The 19,482-nt window shown below is 70.7% G+C and carries 21 protein-coding genes and 1 riboswitch; of the genes, 13 read left to right on the plus strand and 8 right to left on the minus strand.

Annotated elements, in window-relative coordinates:
• Positions 1-102: 102 nt before the first annotated feature.
• Positions 103-939: a deoxyribonuclease IV gene (locus tag ACYQ78_RS02495; protein ID WP_459798997.1), complete on the minus strand. Its 837-nt coding sequence runs from the start codon at positions 937-939 to the stop codon at positions 103-105.
• Between the two features lie 128 nt (positions 940-1,067).
• Between ACYQ78_RS02495 and uraD the strand changes: the two genes are divergently transcribed.
• Genes uraD through alc form a run of 9 tightly spaced genes read left to right on the plus strand, consistent with a single transcriptional unit; the run spans position 1,068 to position 8,745 of the window.
• Entirely contained in the window at positions 1,068-1,541 is a 474-nt protein-coding gene (uraD, locus tag ACYQ78_RS02500) for a 2-oxo-4-hydroxy-4-carboxy-5-ureidoimidazoline decarboxylase (protein ID WP_459798998.1), read from the plus strand.
• Complete coding sequence (uraH, locus tag ACYQ78_RS02505) at positions 1,538-1,879, plus strand: hydroxyisourate hydrolase (protein ID WP_459798999.1); 342 nt, start codon at positions 1,538-1,540, stop codon at positions 1,877-1,879. The genes uraD and uraH overlap by 4 nt, the downstream gene beginning before the upstream one ends.
• A gap of 3 nt (positions 1,880-1,882) precedes the next feature.
• Positions 1,883-2,737 carry a factor-independent urate hydroxylase gene (gene pucL / locus ACYQ78_RS02510; protein ID WP_459799000.1) on the plus strand — a complete coding sequence of 285 codons (855 nt, stop codon included), beginning with the start codon at positions 1,883-1,885 and terminating at the stop codon, positions 2,735-2,737.
• Positions 2,737-3,585, plus strand: a complete 849-nt coding sequence (locus ACYQ78_RS02515) for an FAD binding domain-containing protein (RefSeq protein ID WP_459799001.1) — start codon at positions 2,737-2,739, stop codon at positions 3,583-3,585. The genes pucL and ACYQ78_RS02515 overlap by 1 nt, the downstream gene beginning before the upstream one ends.
• A complete protein-coding gene (locus ACYQ78_RS02520) occupies positions 3,582-4,058 on the plus strand; it encodes a (2Fe-2S)-binding protein (protein WP_459799002.1) in 477 nt (158 codons plus the stop codon). The genes ACYQ78_RS02515 and ACYQ78_RS02520 overlap by 4 nt, the downstream gene beginning before the upstream one ends.
• The gene (locus ACYQ78_RS02525) at positions 4,055-5,383 is read left to right on the plus strand and encodes an 8-oxoguanine deaminase (protein ID WP_459799003.1); all 1,329 of its coding nucleotides are present in this window, start codon (positions 4,055-4,057) and stop codon (positions 5,381-5,383) included. The genes ACYQ78_RS02520 and ACYQ78_RS02525 overlap by 4 nt, the downstream gene beginning before the upstream one ends.
• A 7-nt stretch (positions 5,384-5,390) precedes the next feature.
• Positions 5,391-6,530, plus strand: a complete 1,140-nt coding sequence (locus ACYQ78_RS02530; protein WP_459799004.1) for a glycerate kinase — start codon at positions 5,391-5,393, stop codon at positions 6,528-6,530.
• Positions 6,527-7,807, plus strand: a complete 1,281-nt coding sequence (gene allB / locus ACYQ78_RS02535) for an allantoinase AllB (RefSeq protein WP_459799005.1) — start codon at positions 6,527-6,529, stop codon at positions 7,805-7,807. Before ACYQ78_RS02530 ends, allB begins: the two co-directional genes overlap by 4 nt.
• The gene (alc, locus tag ACYQ78_RS02540; protein ID WP_459799006.1) at positions 7,804-8,745 is read left to right on the plus strand and encodes an allantoicase; all 942 of its coding nucleotides are present in this window, start codon (positions 7,804-7,806) and stop codon (positions 8,743-8,745) included. Before allB ends, alc begins: the two co-directional genes overlap by 4 nt.
• On the opposite strand, the gene pknB is transcribed toward alc, so the two are convergent.
• From pknB to thiO, 4 genes are all read right to left on the minus strand, one after another.
• Positions 8,742-10,667 carry a Stk1 family PASTA domain-containing Ser/Thr kinase gene (gene pknB, locus ACYQ78_RS02545; RefSeq protein WP_459799007.1) on the minus strand — a complete coding sequence of 642 codons (1,926 nt, stop codon included), beginning with the start codon at positions 10,665-10,667 and terminating at the stop codon, positions 8,742-8,744. The two genes, alc and pknB, sit on opposite strands and share 4 nt — an antisense overlap.
• A 72-nt stretch (positions 10,668-10,739) precedes the next feature.
• Positions 10,740-11,510: a thiazole synthase gene (locus tag ACYQ78_RS02550; protein WP_459799008.1), complete on the minus strand. Its 771-nt coding sequence runs from the start codon at positions 11,508-11,510 to the stop codon at positions 10,740-10,742.
• Between the two features lie 7 nt (positions 11,511-11,517).
• Positions 11,518-11,718: a sulfur carrier protein ThiS gene (gene thiS, locus ACYQ78_RS02555; protein ID WP_459799009.1), complete on the minus strand. Its 201-nt coding sequence runs from the start codon at positions 11,716-11,718 to the stop codon at positions 11,518-11,520.
• Positions 11,719-12,762, minus strand: coding sequence for a glycine oxidase ThiO (thiO, locus tag ACYQ78_RS02560; RefSeq protein WP_459799010.1), 1,044 nt, complete (start codon positions 12,760-12,762; stop codon positions 11,719-11,721).
• Positions 12,751-12,865: riboswitch (TPP riboswitch) on the minus strand. (Overlaps the previous gene by 12 nt.)
• A 125-nt stretch (positions 12,866-12,990) precedes the next feature.
• Here thiO and ACYQ78_RS02565 point away from each other — a divergent pair.
• From ACYQ78_RS02565 to thiE, 3 genes are read left to right on the plus strand one after another with little or no spacing between them, the layout of a single operon-like run.
• Entirely contained in the window at positions 12,991-14,160 is a 1,170-nt protein-coding gene (locus ACYQ78_RS02565; protein WP_459799011.1) for an NAD(P)/FAD-dependent oxidoreductase, read from the plus strand.
• Between the two features lie 43 nt (positions 14,161-14,203).
• Positions 14,204-14,578 carry an Rv2175c family DNA-binding protein gene (locus tag ACYQ78_RS02570; RefSeq protein ID WP_459799012.1) on the plus strand — a complete coding sequence of 125 codons (375 nt, stop codon included), beginning with the start codon at positions 14,204-14,206 and terminating at the stop codon, positions 14,576-14,578.
• Between the two features lie 24 nt (positions 14,579-14,602).
• Positions 14,603-15,265, plus strand: a complete 663-nt coding sequence (thiE, locus tag ACYQ78_RS02575; RefSeq protein WP_459799013.1) for a thiamine phosphate synthase — start codon at positions 14,603-14,605, stop codon at positions 15,263-15,265.
• 322 nt (positions 15,266-15,587) lie between these two features.
• On the opposite strand, the gene ACYQ78_RS02580 is transcribed toward thiE, so the two are convergent.
• Positions 15,588-16,655, minus strand: a complete 1,068-nt coding sequence (locus ACYQ78_RS02580; protein WP_459799014.1) for a polyprenyl synthetase family protein — start codon at positions 16,653-16,655, stop codon at positions 15,588-15,590.
• Between the two features lie 128 nt (positions 16,656-16,783).
• Between ACYQ78_RS02580 and metF the strand changes: the two genes are divergently transcribed.
• Complete coding sequence (gene metF, locus ACYQ78_RS02585) at positions 16,784-17,704, plus strand: methylenetetrahydrofolate reductase [NAD(P)H] (protein ID WP_459799015.1); 921 nt, start codon at positions 16,784-16,786, stop codon at positions 17,702-17,704.
• Positions 17,705-18,392: 688 nt separating this feature from the next.
• Here metF and ACYQ78_RS02590 read toward each other — a convergent pair.
• Together ACYQ78_RS02590 and ACYQ78_RS02595 are read right to left on the minus strand one after the other, a co-directional pair.
• Positions 18,393-18,941, minus strand: a complete 549-nt coding sequence (locus ACYQ78_RS02590; protein WP_459799016.1) for a GNAT family N-acetyltransferase — start codon at positions 18,939-18,941, stop codon at positions 18,393-18,395.
• An 18-nt stretch (positions 18,942-18,959) separates the two neighbouring features.
• A complete protein-coding gene (locus ACYQ78_RS02595; RefSeq protein ID WP_459799017.1) occupies positions 18,960-19,436 on the minus strand; it encodes a YbaK/EbsC family protein in 477 nt (158 codons plus the stop codon).
• Positions 19,437-19,482: the final 46 nt, after the last annotated feature.

Raw genomic sequence — 19,482 nt, forward strand, 5'->3', positions numbered from 1 at the left:
GTCTGTCGCGATCAGCCGGTGTGGCGCTGACCTGGGAAATAAGGTTGCGGCACGGATCCGGTCGTTCGGGGGACGGCCGGATCCGCCTCCATTTCGCGAGGCTCAGCCGCGCAGCTTCTTCAGCAGGTCGATGTCTTCGCGGTGCTGGTCGGCCTTGCCGGGCGTCTCGATGCACAGCGGCACCCCGGCCATCGCCGGATGGCGCATGATCTCGGTGAAGCCGAGCGTTCCGATGTGGCCCGCGCCGATGTTCTCGTGGCGGTCCTTCTTCAGGCCGAGCAGGTCTTTCGAGTCGTTGGCGTGGATCAGCTTCAGCCGGCCGGGCGCGATCTCGTGAAGGGCGTCGAAGGTCTCCTTCACCCCGTCGGCCGTCGACAGGTCGTGGCCGGCCGCGTAGGCGTGGCACGTGTCGAGGCAGATGCCGATCTTCGGGTGCCATTCGAGCGCCGACAGGTAGGGCCCGAGGTCCTGGACGGTCGCGCAGAGCATCTGCCCCTGCCCGGCCATCGGCTCCAGCAGCAGGTCGGGGCCGTCGTCGGGGATCTCCTCGACCAGCGGCAGCAGATGGTCGTGGAGCTGCCGCAAGGCCGCCTCGCGGGGCTGGCTGACCGCCGAGCCGGTGTGGACGACCACGCCCAGCGCCCCGATCTCCCGGCCGCGCCGCAGGGTGTGGCGGACCGACGCGATCGAGTTCTCCAGCGTCGCCTCGGTCGGCGAGCCGAAGTTGATCAGGTAGGGCGCGTGGACGTAGACCGGAAGGCCCGATTCCCGCATCTTCTCGTCTTCGGCCGGGTTGCCGTCGTTGAGGGCCCAGCCGCGCGGATTGGAGACGAAGACCTGGGCCATTTCGGCGCCGATCTCGGCGGCGTACTTGAGGCCGCCGGTGGCCAGGCCGCCGGCCACCAGGACGTGGCCGCCGATCGCGTTTCCTGTGCTCATAGTGCCCTCAGGTTACCCGGGGGTTTCGCCGGTTTGTGGCAACGTACAAACCATCGGCCGCTCATGGACGGGGCTTTGGGAGCTCCCGCTGCTGGATTCGGCCGGGGCGCCGTTGTGTACTGGCCACCATGCGTGAACTGAGCCGGGACGGCCTGCTGGCGTGCTGCGCGTCCGCCCGCTGGGCCGACGGCGTGGCCGGGCGGCCCTACTCCGATCTCACCGCCCTTCTCGACCGGAGCGACTCGGTGCTGGCCATGCTGAACTGGGCCGACGTCGAGGAGGCGCTGGCCGCGCACCCCCGGATCGGCGACCGCTCGGAGGGCGCCGACCGGGAGTCGGCCTGGTCGCGCAACGAGCAGTCGGGGACCGCCGCGGCCGAGCAGGACGTCCTCGAAGGTCTCCGGAAGAACAACCGGGCATACGAAGACCGGTTCGGGCATGTGTACCTGGTCTACGCGACCGGGAAGTCGGCCGGGGAGATGCTGGCGATTCTGGAGGATCGTCTGGGCAACGTACCGGAGAAGGAACGGATGGTCGTCAGGGACGAGCTCGGGAAGATCGTCCGGCTGCGGCTGGCCAAGTTGTGGAAGGAGACCGCGTGACCCTGTCCACCCATGTGCTCGACACCGCGCGCGGCTGTCCGGCCGCCGACGTCCGTGTGAGGCTGGCCCGGCGGGCCGCCCACGGCTACGTCGCCCTCGCCGAGGGCCGTACCGACAAGGACGGCCGGATCAAGGAGTGGACGCCGCTCGGCCGTGAATGGACCGGCGAGCTGGAGGCGGCGACCTACCGGCTGATCTTCGACACCGGCGGCTACCTGGGGGACGACGCGTTCTTCCCCGAGGTCACGGTCGTCTTCGCCATCGCCGACGCCGAGCAGCACCACCACGTGCCGCTGCTGCTGAGCCCGTTCGGCTACTCGACCTATCGCGGGAGTTAGACAGTGTTCGTGCTCGGCCCCAACCGCTACGGCAAAGCCGAGACCCGGGTCGTGCGGGTCACCCGGCACGGCGACGCCCACCACATCAAGGACCTCAACGTCTCCACGTCGCTGTCGGGTGACATGACCGCGGTCCACCTGACGGGCGACAACGCGACGGTGCTGCCGACCGACACGCAGAAGAACACCGCCTACGCGTTCGCCAAGAAGTACGGCGTCGGCGCGATCGAGGAGTTCGCCCTGCTGCTGGCCCGCCACTTCGTCGACTCGCAGCCGACGATCCACCACGCCCGGGTCGAGATCGACGAATACGCGTGGGAGCGCCTCGGCGGCCAGTCGTTCGCCCGCAAGGGCCAGGAGGTGCGTACCTGCCTGGTCCACTACGACGGCGAGCGGGCCACCGTGGTCTCGGGGCTGAAGGACCTGGTCGTCCTCAACACGACCAACTCGGAGTTCTGGGGCTACCTCAAGGACCAGTACACGACCCTGCCGGAGACCCGCGACCGGGTGCTGGCGACGGCCGTGACCGCCCGCTGGCGCCACTCCGCTTTCGAAAAGGACTGGGACACCGCTTACGGCGAAGCCAGACAGGCCCTGCTCGACGCCTTCGCGACCACCTACAGCCTGTCGCTCCAGCAGACCCTCTACGCCATGGGCACCCGCGTGCTGACCGACCGCCCGGACGTCTGCGAGGTCCGCCTCGAACTGCCCAACAAGCATCACTTCCTCGTCGACCTCGACCCGTTCGGGCTCGACAACGACGGCGAGGTCTACTTCGCCGCCGACCGCCCCTACGGGCTGATCGAGGGCGCCGTACTGCGCGAGGACGCGCCCGGCGCCGGGAAGGCGTGGGACTGATGGACTTCCTGCGCGCCACCACCTGGGCCGAGGCCCTCCGGATGAAGGCCGACCGGCCCGACGCGACCCCGGTCCAGGGCGGCACCGACGTCATGGTCGAGATCAATCTCGACAAGGGCCGCCCGAAGGCGCTCCTCGACCTCACGCCGGTCACCGAGCTGACCGAATGGTCTGCCGAATCCGGAAATATCAGGATCGGTGCCGGGGTCACGTACACCAGGATCATCGCCGAGCTCGTTGACCGGCTGCCCGGTCTGGCCCAGGCGTCGCGGACCGTCGGCTCGCCGCAGATCCGCAACCGGGGCACCGTCGCGGGCAACCTCGGCGCCGCCTCCCCGGCGGGCGACAGCCATCCGCCGCTGCTCGCCTCCGGCGCGACCGTCGAGGCCGAGTCGGTGCACGGCACCCGGATGATCCCGATCGGCGACTTCTACACCGGCGTGAAGCGCAACGCCCTGGCCGCCGACGAGCTGATCCGGGCGATCCACGTGCCGGTCAGGAAGGGCCCGCAGTACTTCTCCAAGATCGGCACCAGGAACGCGATGGTCATCGCGGTCTGCTCGTTCGGCCTCGCGCTCGACGTCGAGGCGCGCAAGGTCGGCACCGGGATCGGGTCGGCCGCCCCCACCCCGCGCCGAGCCCTCGAAGCGGAGGCCTTCCTGGCCGAGAACTGGTCGCCGGGGGACCCCGAGGTGAGCAAGCGGTTCGGCGAACTCGTCGCCGCGGCCGCCTCGCCCATCGACGACGTCCGGGGCAGCCGCGACTACCGCGTCCACGCCCTGGCCGTGATGGCCCGCCGCACGCTCGGCTGGGCCTGGAACGAACACCTGAACGGGGGAAGGTCATGAGGGTCAACGTCACCGTGAACGGCGCGCCGATGACCGCCGACGACGTCTGGCCGGGCGAGAGCCTGCTCTACGTCCTGCGCGAGAGGCTCGGCCTGCCGGGCGCCAAGAACGCCTGTGAGCAGGGCGAATGCGGCTCCTGCACGGTCTATCTCGACGGCGTGCCGGTCTGCTCCTGTCTCGTCGCGGCCGGTCAGGCCGAGGGCCGCGAGGTCCTCACCGTCGAGGGGCTCGCCTCCGAGGAGGGCGACCTCGATCCGGTGCAGGCGGCGTTCGTCGAGTGCGGCGCCGTCCAGTGCGGTTTCTGTACGCCGGGTCTGATCGTCCAGGCCCACGCGCTCCTCGCGGAGCACGACGGGGTGCCCGCCGACGCGGAGATCCGCGAACACCTCGCGGGCAACCTCTGCCGCTGTACGGGCTACGAGAAGATCCTCGACGCGGTCCGCCTGGCCGCCCGCCGGAAGGCCGGTTCGTGATCGTCATCGAGAACGCCCACATCGCCCCCGTGGCCGGTCCGGAGATCCCCGGCGGCCACGTGGCGATCCAGGGCAACCGCATCGTGTACGTCGGCGCCGACCCCTACCCCGGCGACGCCGAGCGGATCGACGGGCGCGGCCACCTGGTCACCCCCGGGCTGGTCAACACCCACCACCACCTCTACCAGTGGGCCTCCCAGGGCCTCGCCCCCGACGGCACGCTGTTCGAGTGGCTCGTGGCCAGCTACCCGGTGTGGGCGCGGATGGACGCCGAGGTCGTGCACGGCGCCGCCACCGCAGGCCTGGCCTGGCTGGCCCTGTCGGGCTGCACCACCACGACCGACCACCACTACGTCTTCCCGAAGGGCCGCGGCGACCTGTTCGCCGCCGAGATCCAGGCGGCGGCCGAGGTGGGCCTGCGCTTCCACCCCTGCCGGGGCTCGATGGACCGGGGCCGCTCCCAGGGCGGCCTCCCGCCGGACGAGGTGGTCGAGACGCTCGACGAGATCCTCGCCGAGACCGAGAGCGCGGTCCGGAAGTATCACGACCCGCTGTTCGACTCGATGCTCCGCGTCGCCGTCGCCCCCTGCTCACCCTTCTCGGTCAGCGGCGACCTGATGCGCCAGTCGGCCGCCCTCGCCCGCGACCTGAAGGTCCGCCTGCACACCCACGGCGCCGAGACCCTCGACGAGGACGACCACTGCAAGGAGCAGTTCGGCATGCTCCCGGTCGAGTACCTCGAATCGCTCGGCTGGCTCGGCCCCGACGTGTGGATCGCGCACAGCGTCCACCTCACCGACTCCGACATCACCCGCTTCGCCGAGACGGGCACCGGCACCGCCCACTGCCCCTCCTCCAACGGCCGGCTGGGCGCCGGGATCGCCCGGGTCACCGAACTGCTGCGCGCGGGCGCGACCGTCGGCCTCGGCGTCGACGGCCCCGGCTCGGCCGAGTTCATCCCGCTCGCCGGAGAGATCCGCCAGGCCCTCCTGATGCAGCGCGCCCGCTACGGCCCCCAGGCCGTCAGCGCCCGCCAGGCCCTGGAGATGGCCACGCTGGGCGGCGCCCGCTGCCTGGGCCGGGAGAACGAGATCGGCACCCTCGAACCGGGCAAGCTCGCCGACCTCGCGATGTGGCGGATCGACGGCCCCTATGCCGCCGCCGACGACCCCGTGGTGGCGCTGAGCTACGGTCAGACACCCCCGCTGGCCAGGCTCATCGTCAACGGCGTGACCGTGGTCGAAGACGGCGATCTGCGGACCGTCTCCGGCGATGCGGCCGGGGCGGCGGGGGCGCGGGCGCACGCCAGACTCCTTCGGTCATGATGACGGCATGAAGGATCACGTCGTCATCGCCCCCGACAAGTTCAAGGGCTCGCTGACCGCCCCCGAGGTCGCCCACCACGTCGCCGCCGGGCTCGGCGACGTCCCCGTGGTGCTGCTCCCCGTCGCCGACGGCGGCGACGGGACCGTGGACGCCGTCGCGGCCTGCGGTTTCACCCGTGTCGAGGTCGAGGTGACCGGCCCGACGGGACAGCCGATCCGGGCCTCGTACGCCGTCAAGGACGACACCGCCGTCATCGAGATGGCCGAGGCGTCCGGGCTGCGCCGCCTGCCCGCCGGGCTGGAACCCCTGACCGCCTCCAGCTACGGCACCGGAGAACTGATCTCCCACGCCCTGCGACAGGGCGCCACCAAGATCGTCTTGGGTCTCGGCGGCAGCGCCTGCACCGACGGCGGCACCGGCCTGGCCCGCGCCCTGGGCGCCCGCTTCCTCGACGCCGAGGGCGCGGAACTGCCGCTGGGCGGGGGCTCGCTGAAGGACCTGGCCAAGATCGACCTGTCCGGCTTCGACGCGGGCGCCGCCGAATACGTGGTCGCCTCCGACGTCGACAACCCCCTGCTGGGCCCGCACGGCGCCGCCGCCGTCTACGCCCCGCAGAAGGGCGCCTCGCCCGACCAGGTGACCCTGCTGGAGACCGGCCTGGCCCGTCTCGCCGCCGTCGCCGTCCACACCCACGGGCTGACCGGGGCCATCGAGCACGACGGGATCGTCCGCGCGATGGGCGTGGCCGGGCAGCCCGGAGCCGGGGCGGCCGGAGGCGTCGGCTTCGCCGCGCTCGCCTTCCTGAACGCGTCGATCCGGCCCGGCATCGCCTACCTGCTCGGCCTGCTCGACTTCGAGACCCACGTCGAGGGCGCCCGCCTCGTCATCACCGGCGAGGGCTCGCTCGACGAGCAGTCGCTGCGCGGCAAGGCGCCGGTCGGGGTCGCCAACGCGGCCATGCGGCACGGCGTGCCCGTCGTGGCGGTCTGCGGGCGGCGCGACGTCTCCGACGACGACCTGCGCAAGGCCGGGATCGAGGCGGCGTACGCCCTGACGGACATCGAGCCCGACCCCGCCCGGTGCATGGCCGAGGCGGGGCCACTTCTGGAGCGACTCGTGGCGAGTGTGGTGAAGGAGCGCGTATGACGGTTCTGGTGCGGTCACGCCGGGTGGTGACCCCCGAAGGGGTACGGCCACTCGGGGTCGACGTCGTCGACGGGCGGATCGCGGGGCTGGTGCCGTACACCACCCAAGAAGGCCTGGACCTCGGTGACGTCGCGCTGCTGCCCGGCCTGGTCGACACGCACGTCCACATCAACGAACCCGGCCGCACCCACTGGGAGGGCTTCGCCACCGCCACCCGGGCGGCGGCGGCCGGGGGCGTGACGACGGTGGTCGACATGCCGCTCAACTCGCTGCCGCCGACCACGACCGTGCCCAACCTGGAGATCAAGAAGAAGGCCGCGTACGGCCAGATCGCCGTCGACGTCGGCTTCTGGGGCGGCGCCATCCCCGGCAACCTCGGCGACCTGCGCCCGCTGTGGGACGCCGGGGTGTTCGGCGTGAAGTGCTTCCTGTCGCCCTCGGGCGTCGACGAGTTCCCCGCCCTCGACGGCAACGGCCTCACCCTGGCCCTGCGCGAACTGGCCCGCTTCGACGGCCTGCTCATCGCCCACGCCGAAGACCCCTGGACGCTCACCGAGCCCACCGGCCCCTCCTACGCCGAGTTCCTCGGCTCGCGCACCCAGGAGGCCGAGGTCAGGGCCATCGAGACGGTGATCGCGGTGGCCAGGGAGACCGGCGCGCGGGCCCACATCGTGCACGTCTCCGCCGGTGACGCGATCGCGGTGCTCCGCGAGGCCCAGACGGCGGGGGTGCGGATCACCGCCGAGACCTGCCCCCACTATCTGACCCTCAGCGCGGAGGAGGTCACCGGCACCGCCTTCAAGTGCTGCCCGCCGATCCGCGAGGCGGCCAACCGCGACGCCCTGTGGGCGGGCCTGGCCGACGGCACCCTGATGGGGATCGTCTCCGACCACTCGCCCTGCCCGGCCGACATGAAGAGCGCCGACGACTTCGCCGTGGCCTGGGGCGGCATCTCGTCGTTGCAGCTCGGCCTGCCCGCCATCTGGACCGAGGCCTCTTCCCGGGGGTTCACTCTGGAGGACGTCGTCAGATGGATGGCCCGGGGTCCCGCCGACTTCGCCGGGCTGTCGTACAAGGGCCGGATCGAGGTCGGCGCGGACGCCGACCTGGTGGCCTTCGACCCCGAGGCGGGCTTCGTCGTCGAGGCCGGCGACCTGGCCCACAAGAACCCCGTGACCGCCTACCAGGGGCGGTCGCTGCGCGGTGTCGTCCAGCAGACCTGGCTCCGCGGTGCGGCCCCCGGCCGCGGCCGGTTCCTGACGAGAGGTGCCCGATGACCTTCCGCCACCTTCCCGACCTGGCCGTTCGCGGCCTCGGCGGCTCCGTGATCGCCGCCAACGACGAGGCGTTCGCCGAACGCCAGGCGCTCATCCGCCCCTACCCCGCCCAGTTCCAGACCCACGACTTCGGCGCCAAGGGCCAGATCTACGACGGCTGGGAGACCCGGCGGCGGCGCACCACCGGGCACGACTGGGCGGTCGTCCGGCTCGGCCTGCCCGGCCGCATCCACGGCCTGGTGATCGACACCGCCTGGTTCAAGGGCAACTACCCGCCCTACGCCTCGGTCGAGGCCTGCGCCGTCGACGAGCCGCTCGACGCCCACGAACTGACCGGCTGGACCGAGATCCTGCCCAAGAGCCCCCTCGGCGGCGACCGCGAACACGAGTTCACCGTCGACGACCCGAACCGCTACACGCACGTGCGGCTCAACATCTTCCCCGACGGGGGAGTGGCCCGGCTGCGGGTGCACGGCGAGGTGGTGCCCGACCCGGCGTTCCTGCACGGCCTCACCATCGACCTGGCCGCGCTCGCCAACGGCGCCCGCGTGATCGAGTGCTCCAACGAGTTCTACAGCTCGCCCAACAACGTGATCGCCCCCGGCCTGGCCCGCCACCAGGCCGAAGGCTGGGAGACCGCGCGCCGCCGCGACGACGGCAACGACTGGCTGACGGTGCGCCTCGCCGGGCGCGGCACGATCACCGTCGCCGAGGTCGACACCAGCCACCTGGTCTTCAACGCGCCCGGCTGGCTGTCGCTGTCGGGCCGTGACGGCGATGGTGACTGGTTCAGTCTCCTCGGCAAGACCCGTCTCCAGCCCGACGCCCAGCACCGGTTCCGGCTCGACAGCGACCGGCCGGTGACCCACGTCAGGTGCGACATCTACCCTGACGGGGGCCTGGCCCGGCTACGCCTGCTGGGAAACCTGCTGAGCTAGAACCACAGATGGATGGTGCTGCCGGCCGGCTGCTGACCGAACGGCTGCTGGCCGCGGATCCGCTGCCCCTGGCCCTTGTCGCCGCCGGGACGGCCCCGCGAGAACAGCTTGTGCACCTGGACCTTGAACCCGGCCGCCTCTAACTCGCGCTTGCCCTCTTCGACGTTCTTGAACCGCACGTCGGGGACGTTCACGAAGTCGGGGGCGGCCACCGACGGGTCTTGCTCCCAGGGCCACTTGAAGCCGGTGTCGGGGCCGCGCGAGACGGTCAGGCAGACCCGGGCGCCCTTGTCGACCTCGGCGCCGGCGGCCGGCTCCTGGGCAATGACGAGGCTGGCCTGCTGGTCGTCGACGACCTCGTTGATGCAGCTCGGGTCGAAGCCGTTCTCCCGCATCAGCGCCTCGGCCTGGTCGCGCGGCAGGTTCACCACGTCGGGCAGGAGCAGGCCCATGCTGATCGCCAGGATGACGTTGGAGCCCTTCTCGACCTTCTTGCCGACGACGGGATCGGTGCGGATGACCAGGCCACGCCCTATCGTGTCGCTCGGGGTGCGGCGGATGCGGGACACGTTGAGCCCCGCCTCGGACATCGCCACCCGGGCGTCGGCCTCGGTCATGCCCTCGGTCTTCGGCACGCCGACCATCTCGGGGCCGCGCGAGGCGATGATCGTGATGACCGTGCCGCGTTCGGCCTCGACGCCCTTGACCGGGCTGGTCTCCAGCACCATGTCCTTGGGCACCTTGGGGTCGAAGCGGCCCTCGCCCATCTTGATGGTGAAGCCGTTGCTCTCGGCGAGTTGGCGGGCCGCCTCGATGTTGCGCTTGACCAGGTCGGGCACGATCGCGGTGCGGTCGAGCGTGAAATACCACCCGCTGAACGCGATGCCGCCCACCATCACCACGACCAGCCCGACGATGAACCAGTTCATGCGGAACCCGCGCCGGGCCGGGGACCTCGGCGGCCGGGTCGCCGGGACCTCGATGGCCGGCTGGATCATCGTGTGGGAGCCGGAGAAGAACGCCTGCTCGGCCGACTGCTGCCGGGCGGGCACCGAGTGGCGCCCGGTCGTGGCGGCGGGGAGGGTGCGGTGCACCTCGACGGCCGCCACCAGCATCGCGTTGGCGTCGTGGTGCCGGTCGACCGGTTCTTTGGCCGTGGCCCTGGCGACGAGCCCGTCGAGCGACGGCGGGATGTCGTAGGAGAACGAAGAAGGCGCGGGCACCGATTCGTGCACGTGCCGGTAGGCCACCGACACCGGGCTCTCGCCGCCGAACGGCTGACGCCCGGTGAGCAGCTCGAACAGCATGATCCCGGCGGCGTAGACGTCGCTGCGGACGTCGGCCTGGCCGGAGGTGACCTGCTCGGGCGCCATGTAGCCGACCGTGCCGATCATCACGCCGCTGCGGGTCTGGTTGCCGCCCTCGATGGCGCGCACGAGCCCGAAGTCGACGACCTTGACCCGGCCGTCTTCGGTCATCAGCACGTTCTCTGGCTTCACGTCGCGGTGGATCAGCCCGGCCTGGTGGGCGCTCCCGAGCGCCGCCAGCACCGGGATCATGATCTCCAGGGCCTCACGTGGCGCCAGCGGCCCCCGCTCGTCGAGCACGGCCCGCAGCGTCTTGCCGGGGAAGTACTCCATCGAGAGGTAGACGTGGTCGCCGTCGGTGCCCTGGTCGAAGACGTGCACGATGTTGGGGTGGGAGAGCGAGGCGACGGACTTGGCCTCGCCGATGAACCGCCGCACGAACTCGGGGTCCTCTGCCAGCGACCGGTGCATCACCTTGATCGCGACCATGCGGTCGAGCCGGACGTCCAGAGCCAAATAGACGGACGCCATGCCGCCCCGGGCGATCCGGGACTCGACGCGGTAGCGACCGTCGAGCACATGCCCGACGAGCGGATCGGAAAGCGTCGTGTCCACGGCCTCGAGTTTACGGGTGATTTGCCACGTGCTGAGTGCAGGAATCCCAAACCGAGACCGAAACAGGAAGGTTTACCCGTCTTGGAACGGTCGCCCCGGCGAGGACGCCTCAGCATATCGCCGCCGGGGAATTCGGCCCGCCAGAAACGCCCGGCGCCCCGCCTCGACCGCGCCGCGCATCGCCGCCGCCATCAGATCGGGCTTCCGCGCCCTGGTCACCGCGGTGGCCAGCAGCACCGCCGAGCAGCCCAGTTCCATGGCCAGCGCGGCGTCGCTCGCGGTGCCGATCCCGGCGTCCAGGATCACCGGCACCTGAGCGGATTCCACGATGAGCTCGATGTTGTGGGGGTTTCGGATGCCCAGTCCGGATCCGATCGGGGAGCCCAGGGGCATGACCGCCGCGCATCCCACCTGTTCCAGCCGCCGGGCCAGGATCGGGTCGTCCCCGATGTACGGAAGCACGACGAAACCGTCGGCGACCAGGCGTTCGGCCGCGTCGAACGTCTCGATCGGATCGGGCAGCAGGGTTCTCTCGTCGGCGATGACTTCGAGCTTGACCCAATCGGTATTGAGCGCCTCCCGGGCGAGTCGCGCGGTCAGCACCGCCTCACCCGCGGTGAAACAGCCGGCGGTGTTCGGCAGCACTTTGATGGCGCGTTCGCGCAGCACGTCCAGCACCGAACCGCGGCTCGCCGGGTCGAGCCGGCGCATCGCGACCGTGGTCAGTTCGGTGCCCGAGGCCGCCAGCGCCCGGTCGAGCACTTCCAGCGACGGAGCGCCGCCGGTGCCCATGATGAGCCGCGAGCCGAACTCCTCGCCGCCGATCAGCAGGGGATCGTCCATCGGTGCCTCAGCCTCCCTGGACCGCGGTCAGAACCTCGACCCGGTCGCCCTCGGCCAGCGGGGTCGCGTCCCACGCGCCCCGGCTGACCACCTCGTCGTTGACCGCCACCGCGATCCCCGCGGCCTGCGAGGTCAGTGTGTGCACGGCCTTCGTCACCGTCGCCCCGTCGTCGAGGTCGCAGGGGTCGCCGTTGATCGTGATGCGCATTCAGATCCTCGCCGGGTCGCACTCGGGCATCGGGTTGGGGTCGCCGTGGAGACCGGCGACGACGGCGTCGGCCGTCAGCGGCGCGAGCAGCACGCCCGCGCGGTGGTGACCGGCCGCCACCCACACGCCGCCGTGCCTGCCGACGTAGGGGAGGTTGTCGGGGGTGCCGGGCCGCAGCCCCGCGAAGGTCTCGGCCAGGTCGAGCTCGGTGATCCCCGGGACGAGTTCGCGCGCGTCGCGCAGCAGTTCGTAGACGCCGCCCGCGGTCACCCGGGTGTCGAACCCGAGCTCCTCCATCGTCGCGCCGACCACGATCTCGCCGTCGTCGCGGGGGACCAGGTAGACGTCGGAGCCGCGCACCTTGCCGCGTACACACTTCTGGAGGAGGCCGCGCGGGCCGCGCAGCCGCAGGATCTGCCCCTTCACCGGCCGGACCGGCAGCCCGGGGAGCAGGCTCGGCGTCCAGGCACCGGCGGCGACCACGATCTGGCCCGGTATCCCGTCGAGAGAGGTGACGTGCTCTTTGACGATCTTCCCGCCCGCGTTCTGGAAGGCCTTCTGGAGGGCCTGGGTGACCCTGCGGGGGTTGACCCACAGGTCGTCGCGGGCCAGCAGCCCGCCCCGGACGTTGGGCGAGAGCATCGGCTCGGCCTGGCGGCACTGGCGCCCGGTCAGCCGCTCCACCCGCAGCCCGAGCTTCTCCTCGAAGGCGGCCAGTTCGTCGAGCTGGGCCAGGTCGTCGGCGTCGTAGGCGACCTCGACCGTGCCGTCGGAACGGAGATCGACCGGGACCCCGCTGGCCTGTTCGAGCTCGCCCGCGAACTCGGGCCACCGCTCCAGCGAGGCGAGGCCGAGGCGCAGCAATGGTTCCTCGGTGTAGGTGACCTCGCTGACCGGCGCCAGCATGCCCGCCGAGGCGCGCGTCGCCCGCGAACCCGGGTCGGGGTCGGCCAGCGTGACGGTCAGGCCCCGCGAGGCGGCCCGCCACGCGATCGACAGACCGGCGATACCGCCGCCGATCACGAATACATCTGAAGCGTTCATCGCGCTCCCTTCGCCGGCATGATCCGGATCAGGTTCGATAGCGGTCGGGAACCTGTGGAGTTCCCCTCTCAGCCCGGTCAGCCGGACTCCCGCGCGTCTTTGTCCCAGAGTAATGCGAATTGATCTGATGCGCACAACACGGAATCGCTCTGATGTGCGAGCTACTTACTCAATTCGTTACCGAATCTCCATTGGCGGGTGGGCCCGTCGGCAATCTAGGGTCTACTCGTGGATCACGTCGTGGTGGTGGGGGCCGGCCTGGCCGGCGTCCGGAGTGTCGAGGCGTTAAGGGCCCACGGATACCCAGGGCGCATCACTTTGGTCGGCGAGGAGCCTCATCGTCCCTATGACCGCCCGCCCCTGTCGAAGGCGGTCCTCCTCGGCGACGCCGACTCCACGGTCGTCGACTCCGATCTCGAGGCGCTGAACGTCCGCCTCATGCTCGGCACCGCGGCCAAGGGCCTGCGCGACGGCGTCCTGTCCACGACCGACGGCGAGCTCTCCTTCGACGGCCTGGTCGTCGCCACCGGCGCCACCCCGATCCGCCTGCGCGGAGAGGGCCACCAGCATGTCCTGCGCACCATTGACGACGCCCTCGCGCTGCGGGCCAGCCTGGTCGAGGGCGCCCGCGTCGCCGTCATCGGCGCGGGCTGGATCGGCGCCGAGGTCGCCACCGCCGCCGCGCGGGCGGGCTGCCGCGTGACCGTCGTCGAGGCGGGCGACGCCCCCGTCTCCACCGCCCTGCCCATCGGCAGGTACATGATCCCCTGGTACGCCGAGGCGGGCATCGACCTGCTGCTCGACGCCACCGTGGGCACCGTCGACCCCGACGGCCTCACCCTGATGAACGGCGACAGGATCCCGGCCGACGTGGTCGTCACCGGGGTCGGGGTACGCCCCAACGTCGCCTGGCTCGACGGCTCCGACGTCGAACTCGACAACGGCGTGCTGGTCGATGAGCACCTGCGCAGCTTCTCGCCCAACGTGGTCGCCGTGGGCGACTGCGCCAACTGGTACAGCCGCCGCTTCGGCCGCCGCATGCGCGTCGAACACTGGGACACCGCCCTAGGCGCGCCCGACACCGCCGCGGCGACCTTGATGGGCGAGAACGCGATCTACGACCCGGTGCCCTATTTCTGGTCCGAGCAGTTCGGCCGCATGGTCCAGTACGCCGGTCACCACCACGGCGCCAACCTGGTCCTGCGCGGCGACCCCGAGACCGACGCCAAGTGGGCGGCCTGCTGGCTGACCGCCGACCACCGCCTGGTCGCCATCCTCACGGTCGACAGACCACGCGATCTGGTGCAAGGCAGACGTCTCGTCGAAGGACGGCAAAGGCTCGACGCCACCCGCCTCGCCGACCCAAGCGTTACCCTTCGAGACTGCACCGTGGCGTAAACTGGGTGTTTCGTGGAGGCGGCCGTGTGGTAATGGTGGATTCGTGACGCTTACAGTTGCGCAGATCGACCGAGACACCGACCAGCTCGTGGGGGAGTGGCTCCCTCTCTCGGACGTAGCGAAGAAGCTCCAGCTCAGCATCGGCAGGGCGAAGCAGCTCATCAAAGACAAGAAGCTCGTCGGCGCCCGCAGGGGCGGCGGGGAGCCGCAGATCCCGGCGGTGTTCATCGCCGGAGGCGACGTCATCAAGGGTCTCCCGGGAACGCTGACCGTGCTCGCCGACGCGGGCTTCAGCGAACTCGAGTCCATCAGATGGCTTTTCACTCCCGACGAGTCGCTGCCCGGCGCCCCGATCGACGCCATCAAGGCCGGGCGCCACACCGAGGTGAAGCGGCGGGCCCAGGCACTCGGGTTCTAACGGCCCCATGGCATCGTGGGGCGGGTGACCGATCCCTCCCGGCGCAGACTCGCCAACTCCCGCCTGTACCTGTGCACCGATGGCCGCCGAGAGCGTGGCGACCTGGTCGAATTCCTCGACGCCGCGCTCTCCGGCGGGGTGGACATCGTCCAGCTCCGTGAGAAGGGCCTGGAGGCGCGGGAGGAACTCGCCCTCCTCGAGGTCTTCCGCGCGGCCTGCGACCGGCACGGAGCCCTTCTGTCGGTCAACGACCGGGCGGACATCGCCTACGCGGCCACGGCCGCCGGGTTCGGTCCCGACGTGCTTCACCTGGGTCAAGACGACCTACCCGTACCGATCGCCCGCGCCCTCCTGGGCGAGGAGATCGTGATCGGCCGTTCGACCCACGCCTTCGACGAGGCCACCGTGGCAGCGTCGGAACCGGGCGTGGACTATTACTGCTGCGGCCCGACCTGGCCGACACCCACGAAGCCAGGCCGGCCCGCACCGGGCCTCCCACTGCTGGCCCACGCCTCGGGCCTGGGTGCCGCGCGGCCCTGGTTCGCCATCGGCGGCATCGACCTGGGCAACCTCGACGAGGTCCTCGCCCAGGGCGCGACCCGCGTGGTCGTCGTACGCGCCATCACCGAGGCCGAAGACCCGAAGGCGGCGGCCCAAGAGCTGAGCAACCGCCTCAAGACGGCCTGAACCGGCTTCCCGCGACCGCGACGGCCGTTGCGGGACGCGGTATCGCGTTGTGCGCGGCAACGCCTTCTTTCACGCTGGCGTCGTCGTCTGGGATCCGGCCCGCTGGGCGGGATGTGTCGCGGTATCGAGGTGTGCGCGGCAGCGCGTTCTTTCATGTTGGCGTCGTCGTCTGGGATCCGGCCTGCTGGGCGGGATATGTCGCGAGATTGAGCCGTCCGCGGTCGGAGGTGACCCGGCCTGTTGCGCCGGATGTATCGCGGTATCGAGGGGTGCGCGGTCGCCGCTGTATCCGGCCCGATGGGCCGGATATTTCCGGACTCGTCTAGTTGCGCCGGGTCGTCGCCGCGATGGCGAGGGCTTTGAGGGCTTCTCGGGCGTCGGCCGTGATGGGGGCCGCGTCGAGGACCGACAGGGCCTCCTTTACGTACGTGGTGATGAGGTCCTCGGCCGAGGCGAGGGCGCCCGTGTCGACGATGACGCCTCGCAGCGTTTCCACGCCCTCGGAGTCGAGTTTCGGGTCGCCGACGAGGGTGCGCACGGTCTGGGCCTGGGAGGCGGACGCGAGCTCCAGGGTGCGGGCGATGAGCATCGTGCGCTTGCCCTCGCGCAGGTCGTCTCCGGCGGGCTTGCCGGTCTCGGCGGGGTCGCCGAAGACGCCGAGGACGTCGTCGCGCAGCTGGAAGGCGATGCCGACGTTCTGGCCGTAGCCCGCGCAGACCTGGTCGATCCAGTCTTCACGTGACCGGGCCGCCAGGGTCATGCCGAGGCGCAGCGGATGTTCGACGGAGTACTTGCCGCTCTTGAACAGGGCCACCCGCCGGGCGCTCTCGAAGGAGTTCTCGCCGTGGGCCTGGGCGAGCAGGTCGAGGTACTGGCCGTTCATCAGCTCGGTCAGCATGTGGTCGAAGACCGGCTGCGCGGCCTCGACGCCCTCGGCGGGCACGCCGGAGGTCCGCCACAGCTCGCCCGCCCAGATGAGGAGCAGGTTGCCGACCAGGATCGCCGCGCCCTCGCCGAACTGGACCGCCGACCCGTGCCACCCGGAGTCGACGTGCAGCTTCTCGAAGCGCCGGTGCGCCGAGGGCATGCCGCGCCGCAGGTCGCTGGAGTCCATGACGTCGTCGTGGACGAGCGCGCTCGCCTGGAGCAGCTCCAGGGCCGCCGCGGCCGAGATCACCCCCGGGTCGTCGGCGCCCCCGGCGGCGCGCCAGCCCCAGTAGCAGAAGGCCGGGCGCAGGCGTTTGCCACCCGTGAGGAAGTCCTGCACCGCGCCCAGCACAACGGCCAGATCGGGGTCGTCGAACGCCATCCGGTGGCGGTCGATGAAGCGCTTGAGGGCCCGATCCACCTCGGGGCGGATGAAGTCCAAAGGCGCGGTGGCATTTGTCATGTAATGAGGGTATCTGGAGGTGATCGATTCGTTCATCTGCCGGGGTGGTTGTTATAGGTGAGGTTGAATTCGATCTTCATGCGAAGGCGTTCCCGCCTCTTTCCCGCGGGACTAGTAGCCTTGGCCGCATGGCTCTGGGTCTCCCCTCACGCTTTCCCGACCGCGTCGCCACCGTGAAGGAGTTGCTCGCGGCAGGCGAACGGTCGTTCTCGTTCGAGTTCGGCCCGCCGCGCACTCCTGAGGCGGAGGTTCAGCTCTGGCGGGTGATCCGGGAACTGGAGTCGCTGAAGCCGACGTTCGTCTCGGTCACCTACGGCGCCGGAGGGTCCACCCGCGACCGCACCGTCGAGATCGTCGAGCGCATCGCCCACAGCACCACGCTGACGCCGGTCGCCCACTTCACCGCCGTCAACCACTCGATCCGCGAACTGCGCCACCTCATCGGCCGCTTCGCCGACGCGGGTGTGCGCAACATCCTGGCCGTCCGGGGCGACCCGCCCGGCGACCCGATGGGCGAGTGGATCGCCCACCCCGAGGGCGTGCACTACGCCGAAGACCTGGTCCGGCTGATCCGCCAGTCGGGCGAGTTCTGCGTCGGGGTGGCGGCCTTCCCCTACAAGCACCCGCGGTCGCCCTCGATCGAGTCCGACGTCGAGTTCTTCGTACGCAAGTGCCGCTCGGGCGCCGACTACGCGATCACCCAGATGTTCTTCGAGGCCGACGACTACCTGCGCCTGCGCGACCGGGTCGCGGCGGCGGGCTGCGGCACCCCGATCATCCCCGGCATCATGCCGGTCACCAAGTTCGGCACGATCGCCCGCTCCGAGCAGCTGTCCGGGGCGCCGTTCCCGCCGAAGGTCGCGGCGCGCTTCGAGAAGTTCAAAGACGACCCCGACGCGGTCTACCGCATCGGCATCGAACACGGCATCGAACTGTGCCGCAAGCTCCTCGACGAGGGCGCACCGGGCATCCACTTCATCACCTTCAACCGCTCGAACGCGACCCGCGAGGTCTACCAGGCCTTGATGCCGGCGGTCCCGCTGGCCTGAGAGAAGCCCGTTGATCGGCGCCTGGCCACACCTGCCAGGCGCTGATTCGGCCGGTCAGGGTGATCTTGCCCTCCATGAACGCTGAAGCCTGAGGCGCCGCCGACCGCTGATGCCCGCGATGTCACCGACGACTGATGCCTGTATTTCCGGCGACTGCTAATGGTCGCGACGTCAGCGACGACTGATCCCTACGATGTCGGCCATTGCTGAATCCCGGGCTCCGGCGACTGCTGGAACCTGGGGTGTCGGCGAAGGGCTGATGCTGGCGACCACTCGGTGCTGGTGGAATGACGAACCAACCGGGCGCCTCGGGCGGCTGAATGGCGAAGGCTCGGTGCTGGTGGAACGGCGAATCCGCCGGGTCTCGGGCGGCTGAAAGGCGAAGGCTCGGTGCTGGTGCGGCGAACCCGCCGGGTCTCGGGCGACCGAATGGCGGCCGCTCGGTGCTGGTGGAACTGCGAATCCGCCGGGTCTCGGGCGACTGAATCCCGGGGCTCCGGCGACTGTTGATGCCCGGGGTGCAGGGTCGCCTTCATCGGGTGTCGGGGGGTTGCCCTGGGCCTGTTTTCGGCCGGACCGGCGTCGTTGCGGGGCGGGCCGGGAGCGGGTGGTTGGCGCCGGAAACGGTGTGGAGCGGGGGCGGTGGGCGGGGCCGGCCAGGCGTGAGCCGTAACGGAAAAATGAGCTTTTAGCGGATGAGCGGGAGGCGGGCGCCCGCGATCGCGTAGAGCTCAGAGCCGCCCGGGAAGGCGAAGGCGGTCATGAGGTCGTAGAAGCCGAGGCTCGCGTAGAGGTGGCGGGCCGCGGTGGGCGCGTCGTGGGTGGACAGGACGGCGGTGCGTTCGGGGCGGTCTTCGCACATCGCGTGGATCATGCGGCGGCCGACGCCCTTGCTCTGGTGGTCGGGGTGGACGTGGATCTCGGCCAGCTCCAGGGCGTCGCCGAACCAGTCGTCGGCGACCAGCGGGCCGGCGCGCTCGAACAGGGAGCGCTTGACGACGTCGTGCCACCACTGGCCGTGGGCGCCGTGGAAGCCGTAGGCGAAGCCGCCGATCTCGCCGGTCTCGGTGGTGGCCAGCACGCCGGTGAACGCCGGATATGTCGTGTGGTTGCGCATTATGGCCAGCCGACCCGACAGCTGGTCGGGCGGCGGGCGCATGGCGGCCGTGTAGATGCCCAGGACCGTGCGCAGTTCCGAGGCGAAGCTCTCAGGCCCCACCCGGCGCATCTCGATCATCCTCCGCACCCTAGCCGATCAGGCCACGTCGGCGGGTGTACCCCCGGTCAGCGCGACGAGCTCGTCGAACGTCGTCGGGAAGACCGTGTGGGGATGACCGGCCGCCGCCCAGACGACCGGATGCTTGCCGAGCCACGTGTCGACGAGGGTGCGCACCGGCGCCGGATGCCCGATCGGGGCCACGCCGCCGATGGGGTGCCCGGTGTGCTCACGGACGAATTCGGGCGTCGCTCGCCGCACCTTCGAAGCCCCGACCAGCGAGGCGACCAGCGTGGTGTCGACCCGGTGGGCGCCGCTGGTGAGCACCAGCAGAGGGGCGCCGTCGGCGTCGAAGACGAGGCTGTTGGCGATCGCGCCGACCTCGCACCCGAGCTGGGCGGCGGCCGTCGCGGCGGTCGGCGTCGCCTCCTCGAACAGGACGATCTCACCGGTCGCCCCATGCTCCCGGAGGATTCCGGCGATGTGGACGGCGCTCGGCGGCAACTTTTCTGGCACGCGCCAACTCTAAACAGATCGGATGGGACATGGCGTGTTGATAACG

The organism is Herbidospora sp. RD11066, assembly GCF_054661255.1.

What these genes read in the sequence shown, in the direction of transcription:
- thiO (WP_459799010.1), bottom strand. Translation starts at nt 12,762, where the DNA reads ATGAACGCTTCAGATGTATTCGTGATCGGCGGCGGTATCGCCGGTCTG.
- ACYQ78_RS02550 (WP_459799008.1), bottom strand. Translation starts at nt 11,510, where the DNA reads ATGGACGATCCCCTGCTGATCGGCGGCGAGGAGTTCGGCTCGCGGCTC.
- ACYQ78_RS02520 (WP_459799002.1), top strand. Translation starts at nt 3,582, where the DNA reads ATGAGGGTCAACGTCACCGTGAACGGCGCGCCGATGACCGCCGACGAC.
- thiS (WP_459799009.1), bottom strand. Translation starts at nt 11,718, where the DNA reads ATGCGCATCACGATCAACGGCGACCCCTGCGACCTCGACGACGGGGCG.
- ACYQ78_RS02590 (WP_459799016.1), bottom strand. Translation starts at nt 18,941, where the DNA reads ATGATCGAGATGCGCCGGGTGGGGCCTGAGAGCTTCGCCTCGGAACTG.
- uraD (WP_459798998.1), top strand. Translation starts at nt 1,068, where the DNA reads ATGCGTGAACTGAGCCGGGACGGCCTGCTGGCGTGCTGCGCGTCCGCC.
- ACYQ78_RS02495 (WP_459798997.1), bottom strand. Translation starts at nt 939, where the DNA reads ATGAGCACAGGAAACGCGATCGGCGGCCACGTCCTGGTGGCCGGCGGC.
- alc (WP_459799006.1), top strand. Translation starts at nt 7,804, where the DNA reads ATGACCTTCCGCCACCTTCCCGACCTGGCCGTTCGCGGCCTCGGCGGC.
- ACYQ78_RS02580 (WP_459799014.1), bottom strand. Translation starts at nt 16,655, where the DNA reads ATGACAAATGCCACCGCGCCTTTGGACTTCATCCGCCCCGAGGTGGAT.
- ACYQ78_RS02515 (WP_459799001.1), top strand. Translation starts at nt 2,737, where the DNA reads ATGGACTTCCTGCGCGCCACCACCTGGGCCGAGGCCCTCCGGATGAAG.
- allB (WP_459799005.1), top strand. Translation starts at nt 6,527, where the DNA reads ATGACGGTTCTGGTGCGGTCACGCCGGGTGGTGACCCCCGAAGGGGTA.
- metF (WP_459799015.1), top strand. Translation starts at nt 16,784, where the DNA reads ATGGCTCTGGGTCTCCCCTCACGCTTTCCCGACCGCGTCGCCACCGTG.
- ACYQ78_RS02530 (WP_459799004.1), top strand. Translation starts at nt 5,391, where the DNA reads ATGAAGGATCACGTCGTCATCGCCCCCGACAAGTTCAAGGGCTCGCTG.